Below are 24,346 nucleotides of genomic sequence, written 5' to 3'. Positions count from 1 at the left end.
ACTCTCACAAGCGGCGGCGCCGAACGGGCGACGACTCACGCGCAGTGCGTGCCGAACGACGCTAGGGCGTGACGACCGTCGGTGCGCCCACCGGGGCGTCGGTGCCCATCTCGTCGGCGATGCGCTGGGCCTCGGCGATGAGCGTCTCGACGATCTCGGCCTCGGGCACGGTCTTGATGACCTCGCCCTTCACGAAGATCTGCCCCTTGCCGTTGCCGCTCGCGACGCCGAGGTCGGCCTCGCGCGCCTCGCCGGGGCCGTTCACGACGCAGCCCATGACGGCGACGCGGAGCGGCACGGTGACGTGCTTGAGGCCCTCGGTCACGTCGTTGGCGAGCGTGTACACGTCGACCTGCGCACGCCCGCACGACGGGCACGACACGATCTCGAGCTTGCGCTCGCGCAGGTTCAGCGACTGCAGGATCTGCAGCCCGACCTTGACCTCTTCGACGGGCGGCGCGGAGAGCGAGACGCGGATGGTGTCGCCGATGCCCTCGCCGAGCAGGATGCCGAACGCCGTCGCCGACTTGATCGTGCCCTGGAACGCGGGACCCGCCTCGGTGACACCGAGGTGCAGCGGCCAGTCGCCGCGCTCGGCGAGCATGCGGTACGCCTTCACCATGACGATCGGGTCGTTGTGCTTGACCGAGATCTTGAAGTCGTGGAAGTCGTGCTCCTCGAAGAGCGACGCCTCCCACACGGCCGACTCGACGAGCGCCTCGGGCGTCGCCTTGCCGTACTTCTCGAGCAGGCGAGGGTCGAGCGAGCCGGCGTTGACCCCGATGCGGAGCGACACCCCAGCAGCCTTCGCACGGGCCGCGATCTCGCCGACGCGGTCGTCGAACTTGCGGATGTTGCCCGGGTTGACGCGCACCGCGGCGCAGCCGGCGTCGATCGCGGCGAACACGTAGTTCGGCTGGAAGTGGATGTCGGCGATGACCGGGATCTGGCTCTTCTTCGCGATGATCGGCAGCGCCTCGGCGTCGTCGCGGCTCGGCACGGCGACGCGCACGATGTCGCAGCCCGACGCCGTGAGCTCGGCGATCTGCTGGAGCGTCGCGTTGATGTTCGTCGTCGGCGTCGTGGTCATCGACTGGACGCTCACCTGGGCGTTGCCGCCCACGAGCACCTTGCCCACCTTGATCTGGCGCGACTTGCGTCGGGGGGCCAGGACTTCGGGGACCTTCGGCATTCCGAGATTCACAGCAGGCACGAGGCAAGTCTAGTTGCGCTGGACAGAGTGGCGGCGCTGCGAGGGGATGCCTCAGGCACAGCCGTCGGCCTCCATCTCTGGTGCGCCGATCCACTTGACGGAACGCCCGTCGTCGGACGGGCTGACGACGACGTTCACCCGATCGGGACGGTCGGCCGGCACTTCGATCGCCTCGGCCTCGATCGAAGTCCCGACGCAGGTCCACACGTCGTCGTCGAACGATTCATCGGCCTCGGCCTCGCTCCAGGCGTCGCCGGCCTGGAGGCCGTTCGCAGCCGACAAGACGATCGGACCGACTGCGGGCCCGTCGAAGTAGACCGCGAACCGCGGCCAGACGACCCAGTCGAGATTCTCCGACTCGCGCCGCCCCTCGTCGTAGAAGCGTTCGTCCAGCACGAACGGATCCCAGTGGTGATGGACGCCGTCGGGCCGATGATTGCCGCCGTCATAGGGCTCCTCGACCGGAGGAGTGCCGAACACCTCCGTGAGGACCGCGATGGCCTCCTCGGGGCTCGACATGTACGGCAGCGTCGTGACGGTCACGTCGTCGGCGCGGAGCTCGAGCCCTTGCGGCCTGGCCACGAGACCGTCGACGGTCGTGATGGGATCCACCGTCGGCGTCGGCGTCGGGGACGGGGTCTCCACCGCGACCGGCGGGCTCGGAGATTCGGACGCGGGCACCGCACCCGTCGGGCCGGGTGTGCAACCAGCCAGCAATATCGCCGCCAGCGTCGCCCCGATCATGCTTCCCGCACGCCGCACCGACCCCATCGTTCCTCCGATCTCATCGAGAACACTCGACGTCAGTCTGGCGTCTTGGCGGGGTCCACGGGAGCACGGGGACGGCACGAAACGGCAACGCTCCTGACTTTCACCCGATCTGCGTGAGCAGCGACTCCAGGAACTCGGCCGGCCGCTCGAGATGGGGCGAATGCCCGCAGCCGTCCAGCTCGACCTCGGTGACCGCCCCGCCGCGCTCGGCGTAGCGGGCGAGCACGGCGCGGGTCTGCGACACCATCGGCTGCGGCGGTGCGAGCTCGTCGCCCGGCCAGCCCGGGATGATGCCGGCCTTGCCGAGCTGATTGAGGTCGAAGAACGAGGCGTCGCCGACGATCGCATCCTGTGCACCGTGGATCCACAGCACGGGCGGCTTCTCGGCGACGTCGACGATGGCCGAGGTGTCGAAGTGGGTCGGCGCCATCGTGTTCAGCACGCCCCGCCCGCCGGGCGCGAACCCCGGCCAGTTCGCCGAGCCCGAGGCATCCCCGGGGTAGTGGTCGACGCCGGTGGCGGTCGACAGCATCGAGGCGACCCAGATCGACTCGAGCTCGGAGGCGAAACCGGGCGCGACGTAGCTCGACCGGTACACCGTGAGCGGCGAGGTCGGCGACTCCTCGGTGCGGTCGCCCGCGGCGAGCCGGGCGACGAAATCGGGGTTCGCTCCCCCGCCGCCCGTGCCCGCCGCATCGTCGACCAGCAGCGTCCCGTCGAGCCGGGTGCCGCCGAAGCCGTACGGCGAGACCGTCGACTGCAGGGTGAGGCTCGCGACGAGCTCTGGGCGGTCGATGACGAGCTGCATGGCGACCCCGCCGCCCATGCTCCAGCCGACGAGGTGCACGGCGCCGAGGCCGAGCTCGTCGATCACCGATGCGACGTCGTCGGAGAAGTCGCGCACCCCTCGCGTGGCGTCGACCGGCAGCGTCTCGCTGTCGCCGAAGCCGCGCAGGTCGATCGCGATCGCGCGCACCGAGGCCGGCAGCGCGAGCATGACGGGCTGCCAGAACAACGACGACGAGACGTTGCCGTGGACGAGGACGACGGTCGCGGACTGCTCGCCCGGCACCGCGGGGCGCTCGAGCATCCCGGCGCGAAGGCGCGGCGTGGCCACCTGCCGGGCCAGGATGCCGGGCAGGATCGTGTCGACCACGGCTACCCCACCGCGGAGGTGTCGAGGGGCGGCTCCGTCGCGGCGACGACCTCGGCGACCGTGACGCCCGGCGCGCACTCCACGAGCACGAGCCCGTCGGCCGTGACGTCGATCACCGCGAGGTCCGTGATGATGCGGTCGACGACGCCCTTGCCGGTGAGCGGCAGCGAGCACTCGTCCACGATCTTCGGCGAGCCGTCCTTCGCGACGTGCTCCATGAGCACGATGCGTCGGCGGGCGCCGTGCACGAGGTCCATCGCGCCGCCGGGTCCTTTCACCATCTTGCCGGGGATCATCCAGTTGGCGAGATCGCCGCGCGCCGAGACCTGCATGGCGCCGAGGATGGCGGCGTCGATCTTGCCGCCGCGGATCATGCCGAAGCTCAGGGCCGAGTCGAAATACGCGGCGCCGGGGAGCACGGTGACGGTCTCCTTGCCGGCGTTGATGAGGTCGGGGTCGACCGCGTCCTCCGTCGGGTACGGCCCGACGCCGAGGATGCCGTTCTCCGACTGCAGCAGGATCGTCGTGCCCTCGGGCACGTAGTTCGGCACCAGCGTCGGCAGGCCGATGCCGAGGTTCACGTACGATCCGTCGCTGAGTTCACGGGCGGCGCGGGCCGCCATCTCGAGGCGGGTGAGTGCCATGGCTCAGGCTCCTTCCGGCATCTCGCGCGATGCCGCCTTCTCGACCGACACCGTCCGGCGTTCGATCCGCTTCTCGATCTCGGGGCCGACCACGACCACACGGTCGACGAACACGCCGGGCAGGTGCACGGCGTCAGGATCGATGTCGCCGGGCTCGACGAGCTCCTCGACCTGGGCGATGCAGATGCGCCCGGCCATCGCCGCGAGCGGCGAGAAGTTTCGCGCCGACTTGTCGAAGACGAGGTTGCCGAACCGGTCGGCCTTCAGCGCGTGCACGAGCGAGAAGTCCGTCGTGATCGCCTCCTCCATGACGAACTCGCGCGGCTCCCCCGCGACCTCGAAGGTCTGCACGGGCTTCGGCGGACTCGCGACGGCGACGGTGCCGTCGGCGTGATAGCGCCGCGGCAGGCCGCCCTCGGCGACCTGCGTGCCGACGCCGGTCTGCGTGAAGAACGCGGCGATGCCGCTGCCCCCCGCCCGCAGCTTCTCGGCGAGCGTGCCCTGCGGGGTCAGCTCGAGCTCGAGCTCGCCCGAGAGGTACTGCCGCTCGAACTCTTTGTTCTCGCCGACGTACGAGGAGGTCATCTTGGCGATGCGCTGCTTCGCGAGCAGCACGCCGAGCCCCCAATCGTCGACGCCGCAGTTGTTCGAGACGACGGAGAGCCCGTCGACCCCTGCGTCCAGCAGGGCCTGGATCAGCACCATCGGGATGCCGCAGAGCCCGAACCCGCCGACGGCGAGACTGGCTCCTGAGGGGATGTCGGCGACCGCTTCTTGGGCGGACCCGACGACTTTGTCGAGTGTCACGATGCACCTTCCTGTGTCTCCGCGGCCTGGATGCGGGTGCGGATCACATCGATCACGCTACCGGTGCCGAGGGCCGTCATGAGGATCGTGTAGTGGTTGACGTCGTCGACCTCGTGGACGACGAGCTGCGGGAGCCGTTCCGTCGCCGCAGCGACGAGCGGCTCGGCGTACAGGGGCGCGCCGTCCAGCGGGCCCCGCGGCGCCCTGAGGAAGTCGACCGGACCGGGCAGCGCGGCGAGCGCCGCGGCATACCCCGCCGACCCGTCGAGTTCGAGCGCGTCGACGGCGACCGCATCGGCATTCGCCGCGCTGCGCAGTGCCGGCGGCTCCCCTTCGAGGTCGTAGTCGACGTACGCCTCGATCGCGTCGCTCCAGTACGGACCCATCGCGGGATGGCGCCGCCAGAACGCGAGGTATGCCGCCCGGTCGGGGAACGTCATCGCCAGCCGCTCGAGCGCCGGGCCGAGCAGGAGCGCCGGCAGGTCCTCGGGCGCGACCCCCGCGGGCGCCGGGATCGGCAGTCCGCCGTCGACGAGGACGACGCCCGCGACGCGGTCGGCGTGGCGCTCGGCGAGGCGCACGGTGACGAACGCGCCCATCGAGTGCCCGACGACGAACGCGCGCGGGACGCCGAGCGCGTCGAGCACGCCCGCGAGATCGTCGGCGTGCTGCTCGAGTCCGTACGGCGCAGGCAGCCGGTTGCTGCGACCGCGACCGCGCAGGTCGGGGGCGATCACCCGGCGGTCGGGCAGGCCGTCGGCGAGCAGGTCCCATGCGCGATGGCTGGCGGTGATGCCGTGCACCGCGAGGATCGGCAGCCCCGAGGCATCCTCGTGCCACTGGCCGCCCGCGAGCGCGCCGCCCGCGACCGCGGCGGTGAAGGCGGCGCCTGTCATCGTGCGCTCCATCCGCCGTCCATCGTGTAGCTCGCCCCCGTCACCATGCCCGCGTCGGGCCCCGCGAGCCAGAGCGCGAGGCTCGCCACCTCGGCGGGCTCCACGAGCCGCTTGACGGCCGACTCGGTGAGCATGATCTTCGGCAGCACCTCCTCCTCGGTGATGCCGTGCAGCCGCGCCTGGTCGGCGATCTGCTTCTCGACGAGCGGCGTGCGCACGTAGCCGGGGTCGATGCAGTTCGACGTGACGCCGTGCGGGCCGCCCTCGAGCGCGGTGACCTTCGAGAGCCCCTCGAGCCCGTGCTTGGCGGCCACGTAGGCCGACTTGAACGGCGACGCCCGCAGGCCGTGCACGCTCGAGAGGTTGATGACCCGTCCGAAGCCCCGCTCGTACATGCCGGGCAGCGCGGCGCGGATGAGCAGGAACGGCGACTCGAGCATGAGCCGGAGGATGAACGAGAACCGCTCGGGCTCGAACTCCTCGATCGGGCGGACGTGCTGGATGCCCGCGTTGTTGACGAGGATGTCGGCTTCGAGCGAGAGGCCGGCGAGCGCCGCGGTGTCGGCGAGGTCGACCGCCCACGACTCGCCGCCGAGCTCGTCCGCGAGCGCGGCGGCGGCGTCGGCGTCGAGGTCGGCGATCACGACGTGCGCACCCGCGCTCGCGAACGCACGCACGCAGGCGGCGCCGATGCCGCTCGCTCCCCCGGTGACGACGGCGCGTCGCCCAGTGAGATCGGTCACGTTTCCTCCTTGTCGGCCGCGCTCCCGCGCGGCGTCGTGGGTCTGGTGGGATGTCTCGTGCTCACGCATCGGTCGCCTCCTCCGCCTCGAGCGGATGCCGGACGCGGCCCGACCGGATGCGCTGCGGCAGGCCCGCGATGCCGCCCGGCAGGAACAGCACGACGAGGACGAACAACGTGCCGAGGATGAACAGCGGCTCGCTGAGCGGCACCCGCAGCACGGCGGGCAGGCCGGCGACGGCGTCGGAACCGGCGAGCGCGGTGAGCCGCTGGTCGAGGAGCGTGTAGACGATGCCGCCCACGATCGCGCCCCAGCGGTACCCGACTCCGCCGAGCACGACGATGACGAGCAGCGTGAGCGTGAAGTCGGCGGTCGCGATGCGCGGCGACGCGCCCGACTGCAGCAGCAGGTAGGCCATGCCGACGACGACGGCGAGCACCGAGGCCACGACGAACACGAGGAGCTTCACGGTGTAGGGGCGGAGGCCCAGCACGCGCACGCGCAGTTCGTTCTCGCGCGTCGCAGCGGCGACGTGCCCGGCGCGACTCCGCTCGACCCACAGCACGACGAGGTACACGACGACGAGCACCGCGAGCGCGAGCCAGTAGAGGTTGCGGGTGTTCACCACGCCGACGAGCGCGCTGGGCACGTGCTCGATGTCGAGCGACAGCCCTTCGTCGCCGCCCGTCGCCCCGCCGGGGTTGCGGCGGATGAGCACCGAGCCGGCCTGGGCGAACGCGAGGGTCACCATCGCGAACGAGATGCCGGTGACCCGCAGGGCGAGCGCGCCGACGGTCATCGCGAGGACGAGCCCGCCGACGAGCGTCACGAGGATCGACACGACGAAGATGAGGTCGCCGGGCCACTCGGGCGGTGCGAACGCCTCGAGCGTCATGCCGAGGCCGTACGCGCCCGCGGCGAAGAAGAGCGCGTGCCCGAACGACAACAGGCCGGCGAGGCCGAACATCATGCGGTAGCCGAGGGCGAGTGCGGCGATGAGCATCGCGTAGGCGAGGAGCTGCAGGGTGCCCGGGGTGTAGGTGGGGCCGGGCAGGACGCCCGGGACGTCGATCGCGAGCAGCGGCAGCACGGCGAGCCCCACGACGGCGAGCACGCCGCCGATCACCGGCAGGAGGGCCGTGTTCTGCCAACGGGTCCGTCTCGACATCATGCGACCTTCCCCATGAGCCCACGCGGGCGGATGAGCAGCACCACGGCGAGCGCGACGACGACGACGAGGTCGCCGGTGCCGCCGAGGTAGAAGTTGGCGAACTGCTGCAGCACGGCGACGAGCACCGAGGCGACGGCCGCGCCCGTGAGCGATCCGAGCCCGCCGATGACCGTCACGATGAACGCGAAGATGAGCAGCACGCTGCCGAGGTGGGCCGACACGTAGCCGTAGTAGACCGAGGCGAGCACCCCGCCGAGCCCGGCTGCGGCGCCCCCGATCGCGAAGACGAGCGTGAACGACCGCCGCACATCGATGCCGAGCGCCGACACCATCTGCCGGTTCTCCACGCCGGCCCGGATGATGAGGCCGTAGCGGGTGCGGTGCAGGAAGAGCACGATGCCGCCGAGCACGACCAGGGCGCACGCGATGAGCAGGAACCGGTCGTTCGGGATCCTCGCGCCGAGGATCTCGGTCGTCTCCGTGAGCCATTCGGGCTTCGCGGTGTAGATCGGGTCGGTGCCCCAGATGCCCTCGAAGAGGGCGACGGCGGCGAGCGAGAGCCCGACGGTGACGAGCGCCTGCTCGATGTGCCGCTCGTAGAGCCGCCGGATCAGGAAGTACTCGGTGAGGGCCGCGACGAGCGCGCCGACGGCCATGCCGACCAGCGCAGAGACGGCGAGTCCCCACCATGTTCCGTCGGAGACCCTCCGCCCGGCCTCCCAGCCGAGGAACGCGGAGATCGTGAGGAACGCGCCGTGCGCGAAGTTCAGGACGCCCATGAGCCCGTAGATGAGCGAGAGCCCGCTCGCGACGAGGAAGTACAGGGCCCCGAGTCCGAGGCCGGTGATGACGAGGAGGACGACGGTGCTCATCAGGCGGCCTCGCTCGCGTCGTGCACCCCGAGGTGGCGCTGCACGAGCGCCTCGTCGTCGAGGAACTCGTGCGCCGTGCCCGTGAACACGACCGTGCCGCCCGAGAGCACGACGACGCGCTCGGCGAGCCGGCGGATCACGTGGAGGTTCTGCTCGACGAGGAGGATCGGCACCGTCTCGGCCGCCGTCGCGAGCGCCGCGGCGACCTCGTCGACGATGCGCGGCGCGAGCCCTTTCGTGGGCTCGTCGACGAGCAGCAGCCGGTTGTCGTTCACGAGGGCCCGGGCGAGCGAGACCATCTGCTGCTGCCCGCCCGAGAGGGTGCCCGCGCGCTGCGCGCGGCGCTCGACGAGGTCGGGGAAGAGCCGCTCGACCAGTTCGCGCCGCGGTGCCGCGTCGCGCTCGGCGAGCCGGAGGTTCTCGGCCACCGTGAGGCCGCCGAACACCTCGCGGTCCTCGGGCACGTAGCCCACGCCGCGCTGCACGATGCGATGGGTCGGAAGGCCGTCGATGCGCTCCCCCGCGAGTCGGACCTCGCCCGAACGCTCGATGAGGCCGAGCACCGACTTCACGGTCGACGTCTTGCCGACACCGTTGCGCCCGAGGAGGGCGGTGACCCCGGTCGCGGGCACCTCGAACGTGACGTCCTCGATGACCTGCTGCCCGGCGATGCGCCCGGTGAGGCCGCGGACGTCGAGGATCGACTCGGTCACATCGCCTCCCCGAGGTAGGCGGACTGCACGGTGGGGTTCGCCATGACGGCCTCCGGGGTGTCGACGGCGAGCAGTTCGCCGTGGTGCATGACCGCGACGCGGTCGACGAGGCCGAGCACGACCTCCATGTGGTGCTCGACCATGAGCACGGTGCGCCCGCCGCGGTGCAGCCGGCGGATGACCTCGGTGATCGCGGGGACGTCTCCGGAGGCGACGCCGGCCATCGGCTCGTCGAGCAGGATCGCCTTCGGGTCCTGCGCGAGGAGCATCGCGATCTCGACCTTGCGCTTCTCGCCGTGGGCGAGACCCGACGCCTCGGCGTCGGCGCGGTGCGCGAGGCCGACCTCCTCGAGGCAGTCGAGGGCGCGCGTCGTCGCCTCGTCGCCTGCGCGCGGGATGCGCACGAGACTCGTGGCGCCGCCGAGGCGGGCCTGCGCGGCGAGCCGCACGTTCTCGAGCACGCTGAGCTCGGGGAAGAGGCTCGAGGTCTGGAAGGTGCGGCCGAGCCCGGCCGTGGCTCGTCGGTGGACGGGCTCGCGGGTGACGTCGACGCCGTCCAGGACCACCCGCCCGGCGGTGGGGCGGACGACGCCCGAGACGACGTTGAAGAGCGTCGTCTTGCCGGCGCCGTTCGGCCCGATCACCCCGAGCATCTGGCCCGCGGGCACCTCGAGCGAGACCCCCTCGAGGATGCGGGCCCCGCCGATGCGGAGCCCGATCCCCTCGAGTGCGAGCATCGCGTGGTCGCTCGTCATGCGGTCACTCGCCGGCGACGGGCGGGGCGACCGTCTCGGCGTCGACGGTGTCGACGAGCTCGGGCACCCAGGCGTCGCCGTCCTGCACGAGCTTCGCCTGGTACATCGGCTGGATCATCGCGTGGTCCTCCTCGCGGACGGTGATCTCGCCCTTGACCGAGTCGAACGTCCAGCCCTCGAGCGCGTCGACCATGCCGTCGACGCTGTCGCCGCCCTCGCGGACCGCCTGCACGAGCATCTGCGCGGCGACGAAGCCGTCGGGCGAGAACAGGTCGGGCGTCGCACCGGCCTCGTCGAGGTGCTCGATCATGGCGGTCTCGACGTCGGTGCCCGACGCGCCGGCGAAGTAGTGGTTGAGGAACGAGATGTCGCTCGAGGCATCCCCGTAGGCGCCGTAGGTCGCGACGTCGCCGAGGCCGGTCACGACGGGCGCGGCGTCGAAGACGCCCTGCTGGGCGAGTGCCGTCCACATCGCGCCCGACGAGGCGCCGGCCCACGCGACGAAGACGAGGTCGGGCGAGGCGGCGACGAGCTGCTGGGCGAAGGGCGTGAACTCGGTGGCGTCCTCGGCGACGAGCACGCCCTCGACCGTCGCGCCCTGGCCGCCGAGCACCGCCTGCACCCCTGCGAGGTTGCCCTGGCCGAACGCGTTGTCCTGCGCGAACACGACGACCTTCTTGCCGGCCGGGTCGCCGATGAAGGTGCCGGCCGTCGCGACGTCCTGGTAGGTCTGCCGGCCGGAGCGGAAGGTGTAGTCGTTGACACCCGTGATCGCGTCGGCCGCGGCGGGGCCCGAGATGTAGAGGATCTTGTTCTGCTCGGCCTGCTCGGCGAGCGCGGTCGCGATGCCCGAGACGACGGTGCCTGCGATGATCTGCGTGCCCTGGCCGATGACGTCCTTCGCGAGCGAGACGGCCGTGTCGGGGTTGCCCTGGTCGTCGAGCCACTCGATGTCGAGCTCGCGCCCGTCGACGGCGCCCGTGCCGTCGGTGGCGTAGTCGAGGCCGGCCTCGAAGCCCGCGGTGTAGGCCTCGCCGTAGGCGGCGAGCGGACCCGACTGGCTCGTGATCATCGCGACCTTCACGGGAGCCGCGTCGCCCGACGCATCGCCTCCGCCCGCGGTGGCGGTCGGTGCGCAACCGACCAGGGCGATGGATGCGGCGGCGATGACGGCCGTCGCGAGATACCTCTTCGTAACCCGCATGGTGTGTGTGCCTCTCAACGGTGAACGGCTGTGGTGACGGGCCCGCGACAGGTGCGGCGCCCGGATTGCGCTCCCCAGTATTCGATGCGCACGCCTGCAGCGTCGATGCCGAGAATCGCAGCCTCGATGTGCAGTTCTGCACATCGCCCGAGCGGCGGCGGCCCCGCCAGGGGAACCTAGACTGGAAGCACACCCCACCTGCTGACGAAGGAGTCACCCACCATGAGCACGCCCGACGTCGTCATCATCGCCGGCGCCCGAACCCCGTTCGCCCGCATCAACGGCAACCTCGCCTCGCAGTCCGCCGTCGAGCTCGGAACCGTCGCGATCCGCGGCGCGCTCGAGCGGGCCGGCGTCTCCCCCGACGACGTCGACGCCGTCATCATGGGCCAGGTGCTGCAGGCCGGTGCGGGCCAGAACCCCGCCAAGCAGTCGGCCGTCGCTGCGGGCATCCCCTGGCGCGTGCCAGCCACGACCGTCAACAAGGTCTGCCTCTCGGGGCTCGTGGCCATCACCGATGCGGCGCGCCTCATCCGGCTCGGCGAGGCCGACGTCGTCGTGGCCGGCGGCCAGGAGTCCATGACGAACGCGCCGCACCTGCTGCCCGGCTCCCGGGCCGGCAAGACCTACGGCGACTGGACGATGGTCGACCACGCCGCGCACGACGGCCTCACCGACGCGTTCGACCACGAGTCGATGGGCGCCTCGACCGAGCGGGTCAACACGCGCTACGGCATCGAGCGTCCCGAGCAGGACGAGATCGCCGCCGCCTCGCACGCACGCGCCGGCGCCGCGCAGGCCTCTGGCGTCTTCGCCGACGAGATCGTCGCGGTCGAGATCCCGCAGCGCAAGGGCGACCCCGTGGTCGTCGCCGAAGACCAGGGCGTTCGCCCCGACTCGACCGTCGAGGTGCTCGCGAAGCTGCGTCCGGCGTTCGCCGCCGAGGGCACCATCACTGCGGGCAACTCCTCGCCGCTCTCCGACGGGGCCGCGGCGGTCGTCGTCGCGAGCCGCCAGTGGGCCGAGTCGCGGGGCCTCCCGTGGCTCGCGCTCGTGGGTTCGGCCGGCCAGGTCGCGGGGCCCGACAACTCGCTGCACTCGCAGCCGTCGAACGCGATCGCCGCCGCGCTCGAGAAGGGCGGGGTCGCGGCGAGCGACCTCGACCTCGTCGAGATCAACGAGGCCTTCGCCGCCGTGTCGCTGCAGTCGGCGCGCGACCTCGACCTCGACCTCGAACGGGTGAACGTGCACGGCGGCGCGATCGCCCTCGGACACCCGATCGGCGCCTCGGGCGCGCGACTCGCGCTGCACGCGGCGCTCGAGCTCTCCCGCCGCGGCGGCGGCAACGCCGCGGTCGCCCTCTGCGGCGGCGGCGGGCAGGGCGAGGCGCTCCTGCTCAGCCGCTGACACGATCGTGATGGGTGCCTCGGCCCCGCGCCGAGGCATCCATCACGACACCGTTTCAAGGGATCGTCCAGCGCTGAGGACGATCCCGGCCGAATCGTCCTGACGAGCCTGCGAAATCCTGAAACGATAGGCGCATGACGACGCCAGCGCACCCCCCGCTCGACCACCGCCTGCGCCGCATGGTCGGGCGCGACCCGTCGGAGCCGCATCGCGCCGCGACCCCGCTCGAGCTGCTCTTCGACCTCACCTTCGTCGTCGCGTTCAGCCAGGCCGGCACCCAGGCCGCGCACCTGCTCGAGCTCGGGCACTTCTCCTCGGCGATCATCGCGTTCTCGCTCGCGGTCTTCGCGATCTGCTGGGCGTGGATCAACTACACATGGCTCGCGAGCGCGTACGACAACGACGACGCCTACGTGCGAGTCGCCACCATGGTGCAGATGGTCGGCGTGCTCGTGATGGCGCTCGGCATGCCCGAGTTCTTCCACTCGATCGAGGGCGGAGAGCACGTCGACAACGGCGTCATCATCGCGGGGTACGTCATCATGCGCCTCGCGACGATCGCCCTGTGGCTGCGCATCGCCCGGCACGACCCGTCCTCCAGGCGCACGGCGCTGCGCTACGCGGGCTATCTCGCGATCGTACAGGCGGCGTGGATCGTGCTCATCGTCGTGAACCTGCCCTTCGCGCTCACGCTGTGGATCTGGCTGCTGCTCGGCATCTGCGAGATGGCGATCCCGCCGCTCGCCGAGCGCGGCGGCGGCTCGACGCCGTGGCATCCGCACCACATCGCCGAGCGCTACGGACTGCTCGTCATCATCACGCTCGGCGAGGTCGTGCTCGGCACGATCCTCGCGATCTCTGCGGCCGTCGAGGCGGAGGGATGGTCGCTCGACGCGGGCCTCGTCGCGTTCGGCGGCACCCTGCTCGCGTTCGGCCTGTGGTGGACCTACTTCACGATGCCCTCCGGCAAGCTGCTCGCCCGGTTCCGTCGCCGCTCGTACGTGTGGGGCTACGGGCACATGATCGTGTTCGGGGCGCTCGCGGCGACGGGCGCGGGACTGCACGTCGCGGCGAACGAGATCGCCGGCCATGCGCCGATCGACGACGTCGCGGCACTCGGCACCGTCGTCGTGCCGGTCGCGATCTTCCTCACGGCGCTGTTCACGCTCTACAGCTTCCTGATGGGTCGGTTCGACCCCTTCCACATCGGGCTCTTCCTGGGCAGCATCGTCGTGCTCGCACTCGCGCTCGTCGCCGTCGCGGCCGGCGCGAGCCTGCCCGTCGGCATCGTCATCGCCGCGTGCGCGCCGATCGTCGTCGTGGTCGGCTACGAGACCGTCGGCCACCGCCACCAGCGCGCGGCGCTCGAGGAGATCCTGCGCTGAGGCCGCACGGCGACGCGGATGCCGCGGCACTCGGCCGCGGCATCCGCGTCGTCCTTCGGCGTCAGGCGTTCGGCCGGTTCGCGCGCAGCACCTCGAGGCGTGCGCGGTACTCGGTCTCGTCGATGTCGCCCTGCGCGAATCGCTCGGCCAAGGTCTGCTCGGCCGTGCGGGCGCCGCGCGCCCACGGCGGCCCGTAGCCCGACGCCTGGGCCTCGGCCCAGTAGCGGCGGCGATTGCGGCTCACGAGGAAGACGATGAGCCCGATGACGAGGATCCAGAAGATCGGGATGAGGAAGAAGACCCACCCGAACCCGGCGGCCCAGGGGCCGGCGTGGGTGACCGCGGTGGCGGCGAGGGTCGTGAACATGAGGTGCTCCCGGTTGATTCGTGCGGTCGCGTCTCGACCGTCGATTCGAGTCTCGCGACCACGGGGCCGCGGCGAATCCGCCAGGCGGAGGCACTTCGACTGCTCCCCCGGGAGCATCCGCGCCGCCGCGGGGTACGACCCGCCGCCGCCGGGCCCGGAGCGGCCCGGCTACTCCTGCCAGCCGGGCGCGACGAGGCCCGATTCGTACGCGACGACCACGAGCTGCACCCGGTCGCGAGCGTGCAGCTTCTGCATGATGCGCGACACGTGGGTCTTCGCGGTCAGCGGGCTCAGCACGAGCCGCTCGGCGATCTCGTCGTTCGTGAGCCCCTGGCCGACGAGGCGCAGCACCTCGCGCTCGCGCTCGGTGAGCACCGAGAGGGATGCCTCGTCGGCATCGCGCAGGCCGGTCGCGAAGCGCGCGAGGAGCCGCTTGGTCACGCCCGGCGAGAGCAGCGCCTCCCCGCTTGCGACCACCCGAACCGCACGGATGAGGTCGACCGGCTCGGTGTCCTTCACGAGGAAGCCGCTCGCCCCCGCTCGTACGGCCCGCGCGACGTACTCGTCGAGCTCGAACGTCGTCACGATCACGACGTGCACTCCTGCGAGGGCGGGGTCCGCGGCGATCTGCTCGGTGGCCCACAGCCCGTCGCCGCCCGGCATCCTGATGTCCATGAGCACGACGTCGACGGGTTCGCGGCGCACGAGGCCGAGGAGCTCCTCGCCGGTCGACGCCTCGCCGACGACGTCGAGGTCGGGCTCCGCGTCGAGCAGCGCGCGGAAGCCGGCGCGCACGAGCACCTGGTCGTCGGCGAGTGCGACGCGGATCGTCATGCGGTGCCTCCCCAGGGCAGTTCGGCACGCACCCGCGTGCCGCCGAGCGTGCCGCGACCGAGTTCGACGGTGCCGCCGAGGAGTGCGGCGCGTTCGCGCATGCCGAGGATGCCGCGGCCTTCGCCGGCCTCGTCCGCGGCGGCGTCGAGTCCGCTCCCGTCGTCGTCGACCGTCACGACGAGCAGGTCGTCCGCCCGCTCGAGCACGACGTCCGCGTGGCGTGCGCCCGCGTGCCGCACGACGTTCGTGAGCGCCTCCTGCACGATGCGGTAGGCGGCGAACTGCACGGCCCGCCCCGGCGGCGCGTCGAGCCGGTCGTCGAGCGCGACCGAGAATCCGGGCGACGCGAGCCCGCGCACGAGGCGCGGGAGCTCGGCCAGCTCGGCCTGAGGCACGAGGGGCGCCCCGCCGTCGCCGTCGCGGATGACGCCGAGCACGCTCCGCACCTCGTCGAGCGCGGTCTTCGACGTCTCCTTGATGTTCGCGAGCGCGGTGCGAGCCTGCTCGGCATCGCGGTCCATGAGGTGCAGTCCCACGCTCGCCTGCACGTTGATCTGCGAGAGGGCGTGCCCGATCACGTCGTGCAGCTCGCGGGCGATGCGCACCCGTTCCCGCTCCTCGGCGGTGCGCCGGCGGTTCGCCGCCTCGGCGCGCATCGCGGCGAAGCGTGCCCGGCGGGCCCGGGCGAACCAGCCGATGCCGAAGCACGCCGCGAGCGCGAGCGTCGTGATCGCGATCCGTGCCGGATGCCACGACACGCCGAGCACGGGGCCGAGTGCGATCGCCGCGGCCCAGCCCGTGACGACCGAGGCCGCGGCCCAGACGACGGCGCCGCGCGCGACGCCGAGCACGATGGCGAACGCGAGGGCCGCGTAGGGCGGCCCTGCATCGGGGGTCAGCAGCACGTCGGCGAGCGCCGCGAGCGTCACGACGGCGACCGTCGGACCCGGGAACCGCCGCGAGGCGAGCAGGGCGAACGGCCCGATGACGGCGAGGGCGATCTGCAGCGCGGCCGTGCCCGCGTCGAGCCGGAGCCAGAACGCGATGCCGATCGCCGCGGGCAGCTGCACGAGCAGGCTGACGACGACGGGTGCCCAGAGCACGAACCCGGCCGGCGGCCGGCGCTCGCCGCCCGCCCACGGCGGCCCGCCCGCCCACGGCGGACGGCCGTTCCAGGTCTCGACGGGGCTGTGTGGATCGGGCACGGCCCGATCGTATCGCCGGCCCGGCCGGGCGGCGTCTGCCCGGCGGCGGCTCATCGGGTACTCCCGCGGGAGTACGCGCCGGCCCGCTCGACGCGCGCGGGCATCAGAAGAGCGAGACCGGCTTCACGATGTCGGCGTAGATGAGCAGCGCGCTCATCGCGCCGAACACGACGACGACCGCGAGTGTCACGGGCATGAGCTTGGCGAGGTCGACGGGCCCGGGATCCGGTCGGTGGAACAGCTTCGCGAAGCCCCGCCTGATGCCCTCCCAGAGCGCCCCGGCGATGTGCCCGCCGTCGAGCGGGAGCAGCGGGATCATGTTGAACACGAAGAGCATGACGTTCAGCGCGGCGAGGATGCCGACCATCCAGGCCGCCTTGTCGACGACGGCGACGTCGTCGAGCGCGGCGACCTCGCCGGCGACTCGGCCGACGCCGACGACCGACATCGGCCCGTTCGGGTCGCGCTCCTCGGGGCCGAACGCCGCCTGTGCGACGTCGACCATGCGCTGCGGCAGGTTGAAGATGACTCCGGCGACGGCGTTCATCTGGTCGCCGACGGCCGGCAGCACGGCCGTGATCGGCTGCTGCACCGTCTCGGATGCCGCGCCGATGCCGACGAACCCGACGTCGACCGTGACCGGCTCGCCCGAGGCGTCCTTCACGACCTGGCCGTTCTCGCCGATCGCGTACTGGGTGCTGAGCATGGGCGTGACGGTGAGCGCGACATCGGCGCCGTCGCGCTCGACGACGAGCGCGACCGTGTCGCCGGGGTGCTCGCGGATGATCGCGGTCGACTCCGACCACGAGTCGATCGGCTCGCCGGCGACGGAGACGATGCGGTCGCCGGGCTCGATGCCGGCAGCGGCGCCCGGCGCCTTCGGATCACCGGGCTCGCACGTCTGGCGCTCGCTCGTCGCGGGCAGTGCGCACTCCGAGACGGTGCCGACCGTCGTCGAGGCCTGCGTCACGCCGAAGCCCATGAGCAGCACGCCGAACAGCACGGTCGCGAGCACGAGGTTCATGAACGGGCCGCCGAACATCACGACGATGCGCTTCCACACCGGGAGCCGGTAGAACGCCCGATCCTCGTCGCCCGGCGTGATCGACTCCGCGCTCGAGTCGCGCGCGTCCTGCACGAGCCCCCGGAAGAAGCCCGTCGAGTCGGCCTTCACCTCGCCCTTCCTGCCGGGCGGGAACATGCCGATCATCGAGATGTAGCCGCCGAGCGGGATGGCCTTCACGCCGTACTCGGTCTCGCCCTTGCGTCGGGACCACACCGTCGGCCCGAAGCCGATCATGTACTGGGTCACCTTGACCCCGAAGAGCTTCGCGGGCACCAGGTGCCCGATCTCGTGCAGGCCGATCGACACGGCGAGGCCGACGACGATGATGGCGACGCCGATGACGAACGCGAGCACGGAATCCACGGTCGACAGCGTACTGCGGGCGGCTCGGAGCGCGCTGGGCGAGCGCTATCGATCCGCTGAGCGGGCGATCCGCGCGTCGGCGGCGCGCCGGGCCGCCGACTCGGCGGCCGCGAGCGACGCCAGGGTCACCGGGCCGGACGCCTCGTGGTGCTCGACCACGTCGCGCACGGTGTCGACGATGTCGAGGAAGCCGATGCGGCCCGCGTGGAACGCCGCGACCGCCTGCTCGTTCGCCGCGTTGAAGACGGCCGGATACTCGCCGCCGGCGCGACCGACCTGCTTGGCCAGTCGGATCGCGGGGAACGCCTCCTCGTCGAGGGGCTCGAACGTCCAGGCCTGCGCCTGCGTCCAGTCGATCGGGCGGCCCGCGGCGGCGACGCGGTTCGGCCAGTCGAGGCCGAGCGAGATCGGGAGGCGCATGTCGGGCGGCGAGGCCTGCGCGATCGTCGAGCCGTCGACGAACTCGACCATCGAGTGGATCATCGACTGCGGGTGCACCACGACGTCGATGCGGTCGTAGTCGACGTCGAACAGCAGGTGCGCCTCGATGACCTCGAGGCCCTTGTTCACGAGGGTCGCCGAGTTCGTCGTGATCACGAGGCCCATGTCCCAGGTGGGGTGCGCGAGCGCCTGCGCCGGCGTGACGCCGGCGAGGTCCTCGCGGCGGCGGCCGCGGAACGGGCCGCCCGACGCCGTGAGCACGAGCCGGCGCACCTCGTCGTCGGTGCCCGAGCGCAGCGCCTGCGCGATCGCCGAGTGCTCGGAGTCGACCGGAACGATCTGCCCCGGCTTCGCGAGCCGGGTGACGAGGTCGCCGCCGACGATGAGCGACTCCTTGTTGGCGAGGGCGAGTGTGGCGCCGCGTTCGAGCGCGGCGAGGGTCGGTCCGAGGCCGACGGACCCGGTGATGCCGTTGAGCACGACGTCGGCGTCGACGTCGCGCACGAGCTGCACGGCCTCGTCGATGCCGACGGCGGTGTGCTCGACCCCGAACTCCGCGGCCTGTTCGGCGAGGAGCGCCCGGTTCGAGCCGACGCCGAGGCCGACGAGTTCGAACCGGCGCGGGTTCGCCCTGATGACGTCGAGGGCTTGGACGCCGATGGAACCCGAGGACCCGAGGATGATGACGCTGCGCACGAGCACAGCCTACGGCGCGCCGGCCTCGCGGGACCTGCGCCGTCGACGACGGTGACCGACGGCCGGCCGTCACACGAGTACGGCGACCGACGCGACCACCGGCTCGGGGACGGGCAGGTCGTGGAATCGGACGCCGCGCCAGCCCGGCCCGAACTCGGGCACCGTGCGCTCGATGCGACCGATTCCGCCGTCATCGCCCGGCATCGTGACCGCGAGCGTCGAGGGCTCGATGAAGCCGGTGTGCCCCATCGCGCGCAGCAGCGCCGACTTGCGCGCCCAGATGAGCGCCCGCGCCCGCGGCCGCTCGGCCGGGTCGAGCGCCGCGAGCGCGGCGCGCTCGCTCGCATGGAGGGCGGCCTCGTCGACCGATTCGCGCACGCTGTCGCCCGCGGGCTCGATGCCGACGCCGACCCTGCGACTCGTGGCGGCCGCGGCGACGACGACCTCGCCGGCCACGCCCACGTCGACGAACCACGGCGCCCCGGTCGGCGTCGTCGGGTACCCGACCGAGGGCCGACCGTGCCGGTTGCCGCAGACCTCGCACGCGTGCACGAGCTCGACGTCCTCGGACGGCACGCCCGATCCGTGCGCCACCAGCCGGCGCAGCACCGCATCGGCGGCCGGCCCGCGGCGGCCCCGTGTGGCCACCAGCACGCGCGTGTCGCCGCCCGCGAGCTCGATGAGCTCGTCGTCGCCGATCGCTTCCATGCCCCGATTCTCCCGCATGTCCGGCTTTCCGCACCGCCGGGGCAATATGCCGCCGGTCGCATATCGCGGCTCGTATGGTCGGATGGTGAGTGCTCCGTCGATCAAGCAGGTGCGACAGGGTCCGGTCTACCGCATCTTCCGAGGCATCCTGAAACCGCTCGTGCGGCTCGTGTACCGCCCGAAGATCACGGGCGCCGAGCACGTGCCCGCCACCGGACCGGTGATCCTGGCCTCGAACCATCTGTCGTTCGTCGACAGCATCGTGATCCCGCTCGCATCGCCGCGACCCGTGCAGTTCCTCGCGAAGTCGACGTACTTCACCGGCACCGGGTTCTCGGGCTGGCTCTCGCGCACCTTCTTCGGCGCGATCGGCGCAGTGCCGGTCGAGCGCGGCGCCGGATCGCAGGCGCAGGAGGCGCTCGACGCGGGCCGCGGCATCCTCGAGGGCGGCAACGCCTTCGCCCTCTACCCCGAGGGCACGCGATCGCTCGACGGCCGCCTGTACCGCGGCCGCACGGGCGTCGCGTGGCTCGCGCTCATGACAGGCGCCACGGTGGTGCCCGTCGGGCTCATCGGCACGCAGGAGATCCAGCCGGTCGGCGCCAAGTTCCCCCGGGTGCGCCCCGTCACCGTGCGGTTCGGCGAACCCATCGACGTCTCCCGCCACGGCGCCGCCACGAGCGGGCGCGCCCGACGCGCGGCGACCGACGAGATCATGGCCGCGATCCACGCGCTCAGCGGCCAGGAGCTCGCGGGCGTCTACAACGAGGCCCCGCCGCAGGGCGCGTTGGCGAAGCTCGCCGACAAGGTCGTGCCGCGCGAGCGGATCTGACGCGATTCCCAGCCCGGCCGCGCACGCACCCGGTATCGTCGCTCCGGTGACCTCCGCGAAGCCCGTCGCCCGTGCCCGCACCGCCGCGCGCACGCGCATCGTGCGCGCCGCCGGGCTCGCGGCCGCGGCCCTATTCGCCGTGGTCGGGCTCGCGGCGTGCGCCCCGCCCGACGGTCGGGACGCGACGTGGGAGGGCGGCGCGGCGAACCGTGCGACGCCGACACCCGAGTTCGCGATCCCCGACGCGACGACCGGGTTCGACCCCGGCTTCATCGTCAGCGACGACGCGTTCTACGACAGCGCAGCGATGTCGGCGGGTGAGATCCAGGCCTTCCTCGAGGGCATCGACTGCCGCCCCGACGGCGATGTGCCGTGCCTCGCCGACTACCGGCAGACGACCACGACGCAGCCCGCCGTGGGCGGCGAGCACTGCGCCGCCTACGAGGGCGAGTATCGCGAGCGCGCGTCGGCGATCATCGCGAAGGCCGCGCGGGCGTGCGGCATCAGCCCGCGCACACTGCTCGTGCTGCTGCAGAAGGAGCAGTCGCTGCTCACCCGTCCGAGCGCCGACGGGTACCTGCGGGCGACCGGGTACGGCTGTCCCGACACCGCGGACTGCGACCAGGAGTACTTCGGGTTCTTCAACCAGGTGTACAACGCGGCGTGGCAGTTCCGGCAGTACACCGAGGAGCCGAAGCGCCAGTACCGCATCGGCAACGTCCGCGTCGCGTTCAATCCCGACGCGGCCTGCGGTGCGGCGAAGGTCGCGATCCGCAACCAGGCGACCGCCAACCTCTACAACTACACGCCCTACCAGCCGAGCGACACGACCCTCGCCGATCCCGAGGCGGGCGATGACTGCTCGGCGTTCGGCAACCTCAACTTCTGGCGTCTCTGGCACCGCTGGTTCGGCGACCCCGAGGCCGAGCGCTATCCCGGCTTCCTGCCGGAGTGCACGCGACTGGTCGGCGGTCACACGTGCCCGCCCGGTCCCACGCTGCCCGCGCGACCCGCCTCCGACGGCCCCGGCGCCTGACCGCGCCGGCCTCGGGCGCGCCGCGGGTCGCGCGCGGGGGCGCCGCGGGGGGGCGCCCGGCCACCGCACGGCCGCGGCTCAGCCTGCGACGACGACGGTCGGCTCGTGCCGTACCGGGAACGCGACCGAGGCGGCGATGAAGCACTTCTCGGATGCCTCGGCGTGCAGCTCGAGCGCGAGCTCGCGCATCGAGGCATCCGCCACCACGACCCGTGGCCGCAGGACGACCTCGGTGAACCGGCCGCCACCGCGGCCGTCCTCCTGCATGATCCCAGCCGCGACGTCGGCATAGCCGCGCACGACGACGCCGTGGTTGGTCGCGACGTGCAGGTACGAGAGCATGTGGCACTGGCTGAGCGCCGCGATGAGGAGATCCTCGGGGTTCCAGCGTTCGGCATCGCCGTGGAACACCCGATCGCTCGACCCCGCGATCTCGTGCTCCTTGCCCGCGACCCGGACCACGTGGCGCCTGCTGTACGCGCGGTACCCGCTGGTGCCCGTGCCGCGGTCGCCCTGCCACTCGACCTCGACCTCGTACTCGTGCCGCCCGAGCATGCCGTCTCCTCCCGACTCCTCCTCCGATTCTGCCGCCTCCACCGGCGGTCCCGACCGCTCCCGGCCTCGAAGCGCGGGGGCCTGCGGCGATATGGTGGAGGCACCATGACTGACTCCCAGATGCCCGCCCAGACCGCAGCCGCGCCGGTGTACACCGTGCCGCAGGAGCGCAAGATCGTCACCGCCGTTCCCGGCCCCAAGTCGCAGGAGCTGCAGGCCCGTCGCGCGAACGTCGTCTCGGCCGGCGTGTCGAGCGCACTGCCCGTCTTCATCGAGCGTGCGAACGGCGCGATCCTCGTCGACGTCGACGGCAACCGGTTCCTCGACTTCGGCGCCGGCATCGGCGTCACGACGATCGGCCACACGGAGGAGCGCGTCGTCGCCGCGGCCGCCGCACAGCTGCAGGACGTCATCCACACGCTTTTCACCGTCACGCCCTACGAGGAGTACGTGCGCGTGGCCGAGCTGCTGGCCGAGCACACGCCCGGCAACTGGGCGAAGAAGTCGGTGCTCGTGAACTCGGGCGCCGAGGCCGTCGAGAACGGCGTGAAGATCGCCCGCAAGCACACCGGTCGCCGCGCCGTCGCGGTGCTCGACCACGCGTACCACGGCCGAACGAACCTCACGATGGCGATGAACTACAAGGCCATGCCGTACGGTGCGGGCTTCGGCCCCTTCGCCGGCGACGTCTACCACGCGCCGGGCTCGTACCCCTACCGAGACGGCCTCTCGGGCGCCGACGCGGCCGCCCGCACCATCGGCTATCTCGAGAAGGTCGTCGGCGCCGCCGACCTCGCCTGCCTCGTGGTCGAACCGATCCAGGGCGAAGGCGGATTCATGGTGCCGGCCGAGGGCTTCCTGCCGACGCTGCAGGCGTGGTGCACCGAGCACGGCGTCGTCATGATCGCCGACGAGATCCAGTCGGGCATGGCCCGCACCGGCCGCTACTTCGCGAGCGAGCACTTCGGGTGGGAGCCCGACCTCGTCCTCAGCGCGAAGGGCATCGCGGGCGGCCTCCCGCTCGCGGCGGTCACCGGCCGGGCCGAGATCATGGATGCCTCCCACCCCGGCGGCCTCGGCGGCACGTTCGGCGGCAACCCCGTGGCGTGCGCGGCGGCGATCGCGGTCTTCGAGGCGATCGAGGAGAACGACCTGCTCGCCGAGGGCCGCCGCATCGAGGCGACGCTCATGTCGGGGCTCGAGCGGCTGCAGCAGCGCTACGACACGATCGGCGACATCCGCGGCAAGGGCGCGATGATCGCGATCGAGCTCGTCGAGCCCGGCACCCGCGACACGTCGAAGCGTCCGAACCCCGAGGCGGTCGCGTCGCTCGTCGCCTACGCCGCGCAGCAGGGCGTCCTGTTCCTCAGCGCCGGCACGTACGGCAACGTGCTGCGATTCCTGCCCAGCCTCGCCATGAGCGACGAGCTCATCGAAGACGGCCTGCGCGTGCTCGACGACGGCCTCGCGGCCCTCGGCTGAGCCCGTGTCCGGTACCTTCTCCGTCGCCGATTCCGTCCAGCTCGCCGTGGTCGAACGCAGTGGTTTCATCGAGTCCCGGCACGCCGGCTCCGCCGTCGTGCTCTCCCCAGAAGGCGAGGTCGTGCGCTCGCTCGGCGACGTCGCGACCCCCGTCTTCCCTCGCTCGGCGATGAAGCCGTTCCAGGCTGTCGCCGTGATGACGTCGGGCGTCGCGCTCCGCGGCGAGGACGCGGCGATCGCGATGGCCAGCCACTCCGGCACGGCCGCGCACGTCGCCCTCGTCGAGGGTCTGCTCGCCCGTGCCGGCATCCCCGAGTCGTCGCTCGGCTGCCCGCCCGCCATGCCGGGCGACCGCGTCGCCCGCGACGAGCTCATCCGCCGCGGCTCGCCGAAGCGTCGCGGCTACATGACCTGTTCGGGCAAGCACGCCGCCATGCTGCTGGCATGCGCGGCGAACGAGTGGCCGCCGGGCGGCTACCTCGACCCCGAGCATCCGTTGCAGAAGCGCATCCTCGACGTGCTCGAACGCCTCACGGGCGAACGGCCGGCTGCGACCGCGATCGACGGGTGCGGAGCCCCCGTGCACGCGGTGAGCCTCACGGGGCTCGCCCGCGGGGTCCACAAGATCACGACCGCCCAGGCCGGATCGCCGTTCGCGCTGTACCGCGAATCCGCGGCGCTCACCGCCGCGGCGCGCGAGCACGGCTGGGCCGTGGCCGGCCCGGGCCAGCCCGACACGGTCGCGATCGAGCGCCTCGGCGTGTTCGCGAAGTTCGGCGCCGAGGGCGTCATGATCATGTCGGCCCCCGACGGCACGACGACCGCCGTCAAGGTGCTCGACGGCTCGAACCGCGCGTCGACGATCATCGCACTGCGGCTGCTCGCCGCTGCGGGCGCGGTCGACGACGCCGCGATCGACGACGTGCAGACCGAGCTCGACCTCTGGGTCATGGGCGGCGAGCGGCGCGTCGGCGAGGTCCGCGCGACCGTCTGAGCCGCGCCGCGCCGCGCGCACGACGAACGG

25 protein-coding genes are annotated in these 24,346 nt (G+C 72.2%); 6 read left to right on the top strand and 19 right to left on the bottom strand.

All coding sequences use genetic code 11. The features are described from left to right. Nucleotides 1-61 precede the first annotated feature (61 nt). The 12 genes from ispG to PX701_RS14360 all read right to left on the bottom strand — a co-directional run bounded on the left by ispG (nucleotide 62) and on the right by PX701_RS14360 (nucleotide 10,945). Nucleotides 62-1,192, bottom strand: coding sequence for a flavodoxin-dependent (E)-4-hydroxy-3-methylbut-2-enyl-diphosphate synthase (gene ispG, locus PX701_RS14415; RefSeq protein ID WP_231432358.1), 1,131 nt, complete (start codon nucleotides 1,190-1,192; stop codon nucleotides 62-64). Between the two features lie 72 nt (nucleotides 1,193-1,264). After that, nucleotides 1,265-1,825, bottom strand: coding sequence for a hypothetical protein (locus PX701_RS14410; protein WP_275506684.1), 561 nt, complete (start codon nucleotides 1,823-1,825; stop codon nucleotides 1,265-1,267). A 259-nt stretch (nucleotides 1,826-2,084) separates the two neighbouring features. Continuing rightward, complete coding sequence (locus tag PX701_RS14405; protein WP_275506683.1) at nucleotides 2,085-3,140, bottom strand: alpha/beta fold hydrolase; 1,056 nt, start codon at nucleotides 3,138-3,140, stop codon at nucleotides 2,085-2,087. 2 nt (nucleotides 3,141-3,142) lie between these two features. Further along, nucleotides 3,143-3,784, bottom strand: a complete 642-nt coding sequence (locus tag PX701_RS14400; protein ID WP_275506682.1) for a CoA transferase subunit B — start codon at nucleotides 3,782-3,784, stop codon at nucleotides 3,143-3,145. A gap of 3 nt (nucleotides 3,785-3,787) precedes the next feature. Further along, entirely contained in the window at nucleotides 3,788-4,591 is an 804-nt protein-coding gene (locus tag PX701_RS14395) for a CoA transferase subunit A (protein ID WP_275506681.1), read from the bottom strand. Next, entirely contained in the window at nucleotides 4,588-5,487 is a 900-nt protein-coding gene (locus PX701_RS14390; RefSeq protein WP_275506680.1) for an alpha/beta fold hydrolase, read from the bottom strand. Before PX701_RS14390 ends, PX701_RS14395 begins: the two co-directional genes overlap by 4 nt. Next, nucleotides 5,484-6,230, bottom strand: a complete 747-nt coding sequence (locus tag PX701_RS14385) for a 3-hydroxybutyrate dehydrogenase (protein ID WP_275506679.1) — start codon at nucleotides 6,228-6,230, stop codon at nucleotides 5,484-5,486. The genes PX701_RS14390 and PX701_RS14385 overlap by 4 nt, the downstream gene beginning before the upstream one ends. A 61-nt stretch (nucleotides 6,231-6,291) precedes the next feature. Continuing rightward, nucleotides 6,292-7,398 carry a branched-chain amino acid ABC transporter permease gene (locus PX701_RS14380; RefSeq protein ID WP_275506678.1) on the bottom strand — a complete coding sequence of 369 codons (1,107 nt, stop codon included), beginning with the start codon at nucleotides 7,396-7,398 and terminating at the stop codon, nucleotides 6,292-6,294. Further along, nucleotides 7,398-8,273, bottom strand: coding sequence for a branched-chain amino acid ABC transporter permease (locus PX701_RS14375; protein WP_231431438.1), 876 nt, complete (start codon nucleotides 8,271-8,273; stop codon nucleotides 7,398-7,400). Before PX701_RS14375 ends, PX701_RS14380 begins: the two co-directional genes overlap by 1 nt. Further along, nucleotides 8,273-8,986 carry an ABC transporter ATP-binding protein gene (locus PX701_RS14370; protein WP_231431439.1) on the bottom strand — a complete coding sequence of 238 codons (714 nt, stop codon included), beginning with the start codon at nucleotides 8,984-8,986 and terminating at the stop codon, nucleotides 8,273-8,275. The genes PX701_RS14375 and PX701_RS14370 overlap by 1 nt, the downstream gene beginning before the upstream one ends. Continuing rightward, complete coding sequence (locus tag PX701_RS14365; RefSeq protein ID WP_275506677.1) at nucleotides 8,983-9,741, bottom strand: ABC transporter ATP-binding protein; 759 nt, start codon at nucleotides 9,739-9,741, stop codon at nucleotides 8,983-8,985. Before PX701_RS14365 ends, PX701_RS14370 begins: the two co-directional genes overlap by 4 nt. Nucleotides 9,742-9,745: 4 nt before the next feature. Then, nucleotides 9,746-10,945, bottom strand: a complete 1,200-nt coding sequence (locus tag PX701_RS14360; RefSeq protein ID WP_275506676.1) for a substrate-binding domain-containing protein — start codon at nucleotides 10,943-10,945, stop codon at nucleotides 9,746-9,748. Nucleotides 10,946-11,167: 222 nt separating this feature from the next. Here PX701_RS14360 and PX701_RS14355 point away from each other — a divergent pair, with 222 nt between their 5' ends. Together PX701_RS14355 and PX701_RS14350 are read left to right on the top strand one after the other, a co-directional pair. Continuing rightward, on the top strand, nucleotides 11,168-12,352 hold the full coding sequence (locus PX701_RS14355) for an acetyl-CoA C-acetyltransferase (RefSeq protein ID WP_231431442.1): 1,185 nt from the start codon (nucleotides 11,168-11,170) through the stop codon (nucleotides 12,350-12,352). Between the two features lie 134 nt (nucleotides 12,353-12,486). Further along, nucleotides 12,487-13,737, top strand: coding sequence for a low temperature requirement protein A (locus PX701_RS14350; protein WP_275506675.1), 1,251 nt, complete (start codon nucleotides 12,487-12,489; stop codon nucleotides 13,735-13,737). A 61-nt stretch (nucleotides 13,738-13,798) separates the two neighbouring features. On the opposite strand, the gene PX701_RS14345 is transcribed toward PX701_RS14350, so the two are convergent. From PX701_RS14345 to PX701_RS14320, 6 genes are all read right to left on the bottom strand, one after another. Beyond that, complete coding sequence (locus PX701_RS14345) at nucleotides 13,799-14,104, bottom strand: SHOCT domain-containing protein (RefSeq protein WP_275506674.1); 306 nt, start codon at nucleotides 14,102-14,104, stop codon at nucleotides 13,799-13,801. Nucleotides 14,105-14,272: 168 nt separating this feature from the next. Continuing rightward, complete coding sequence (locus PX701_RS14340) at nucleotides 14,273-14,938, bottom strand: response regulator (RefSeq protein ID WP_231431445.1); 666 nt, start codon at nucleotides 14,936-14,938, stop codon at nucleotides 14,273-14,275. Then, nucleotides 14,935-16,143: a sensor histidine kinase gene (locus PX701_RS14335; RefSeq protein ID WP_275506673.1), complete on the bottom strand. Its 1,209-nt coding sequence runs from the start codon at nucleotides 16,141-16,143 to the stop codon at nucleotides 14,935-14,937. The genes PX701_RS14340 and PX701_RS14335 overlap by 4 nt, the downstream gene beginning before the upstream one ends. A 103-nt stretch (nucleotides 16,144-16,246) precedes the next feature. Continuing rightward, nucleotides 16,247-17,572: a M50 family metallopeptidase gene (locus tag PX701_RS14330; protein WP_275506672.1), complete on the bottom strand. Its 1,326-nt coding sequence runs from the start codon at nucleotides 17,570-17,572 to the stop codon at nucleotides 16,247-16,249. A gap of 45 nt (nucleotides 17,573-17,617) precedes the next feature. Beyond that, nucleotides 17,618-18,709 carry a 1-deoxy-D-xylulose-5-phosphate reductoisomerase gene (gene dxr, locus PX701_RS14325; protein ID WP_231431448.1) on the bottom strand — a complete coding sequence of 364 codons (1,092 nt, stop codon included), beginning with the start codon at nucleotides 18,707-18,709 and terminating at the stop codon, nucleotides 17,618-17,620. Between the two features lie 69 nt (nucleotides 18,710-18,778). Further along, nucleotides 18,779-19,417 (bottom strand): 4'-phosphopantetheinyl transferase family protein, encoded by a 639-nt coding sequence (locus PX701_RS14320; RefSeq protein ID WP_231431449.1) that lies wholly within the window; start codon nucleotides 19,415-19,417, stop codon nucleotides 18,779-18,781. Between the two features lie 82 nt (nucleotides 19,418-19,499). Between PX701_RS14320 and PX701_RS14315 the strand changes: the two genes are divergently transcribed. Together PX701_RS14315 and PX701_RS14310 are read left to right on the top strand one after the other, a co-directional pair. Then, nucleotides 19,500-20,249 carry a lysophospholipid acyltransferase family protein gene (locus PX701_RS14315; RefSeq protein WP_275506671.1) on the top strand — a complete coding sequence of 250 codons (750 nt, stop codon included), beginning with the start codon at nucleotides 19,500-19,502 and terminating at the stop codon, nucleotides 20,247-20,249. A gap of 46 nt (nucleotides 20,250-20,295) precedes the next feature. Next, nucleotides 20,296-21,285: a hypothetical protein gene (locus PX701_RS14310; RefSeq protein ID WP_231431451.1), complete on the top strand. Its 990-nt coding sequence runs from the start codon at nucleotides 20,296-20,298 to the stop codon at nucleotides 21,283-21,285. Between the two features lie 78 nt (nucleotides 21,286-21,363). Here the strand turns inward: PX701_RS14310 and PX701_RS14305 are convergent, their stop codons facing one another. Beyond that, nucleotides 21,364-21,840 carry an OsmC family protein gene (locus PX701_RS14305; protein WP_231431452.1) on the bottom strand — a complete coding sequence of 159 codons (477 nt, stop codon included), beginning with the start codon at nucleotides 21,838-21,840 and terminating at the stop codon, nucleotides 21,364-21,366. A gap of 105 nt (nucleotides 21,841-21,945) precedes the next feature. Between PX701_RS14305 and gabT the strand changes: the two genes are divergently transcribed. Continuing rightward, entirely contained in the window at nucleotides 21,946-23,322 is a 1,377-nt protein-coding gene (gene gabT / locus PX701_RS14300) for a 4-aminobutyrate--2-oxoglutarate transaminase (protein ID WP_275506670.1), read from the top strand. Nucleotides 23,323-23,326: 4 nt separating this feature from the next. Continuing rightward, entirely contained in the window at nucleotides 23,327-24,316 is a 990-nt protein-coding gene (locus PX701_RS14295) for an asparaginase (protein ID WP_231431454.1), read from the top strand. The last annotated feature ends 30 nt before the right edge of the window (nucleotides 24,317-24,346 follow it).

Origin of the sequence: Agromyces chromiiresistens (genome assembly GCF_029167465.1) — a bacterium.
Lineage (GTDB): Bacteria > Actinomycetota > Actinomycetes > Actinomycetales > Microbacteriaceae > Agromyces > Agromyces chromiiresistens.
Note: the sequence above shows the minus strand (reverse complement) of the source record. Positions and strands in the feature narration are given on the sequence as shown.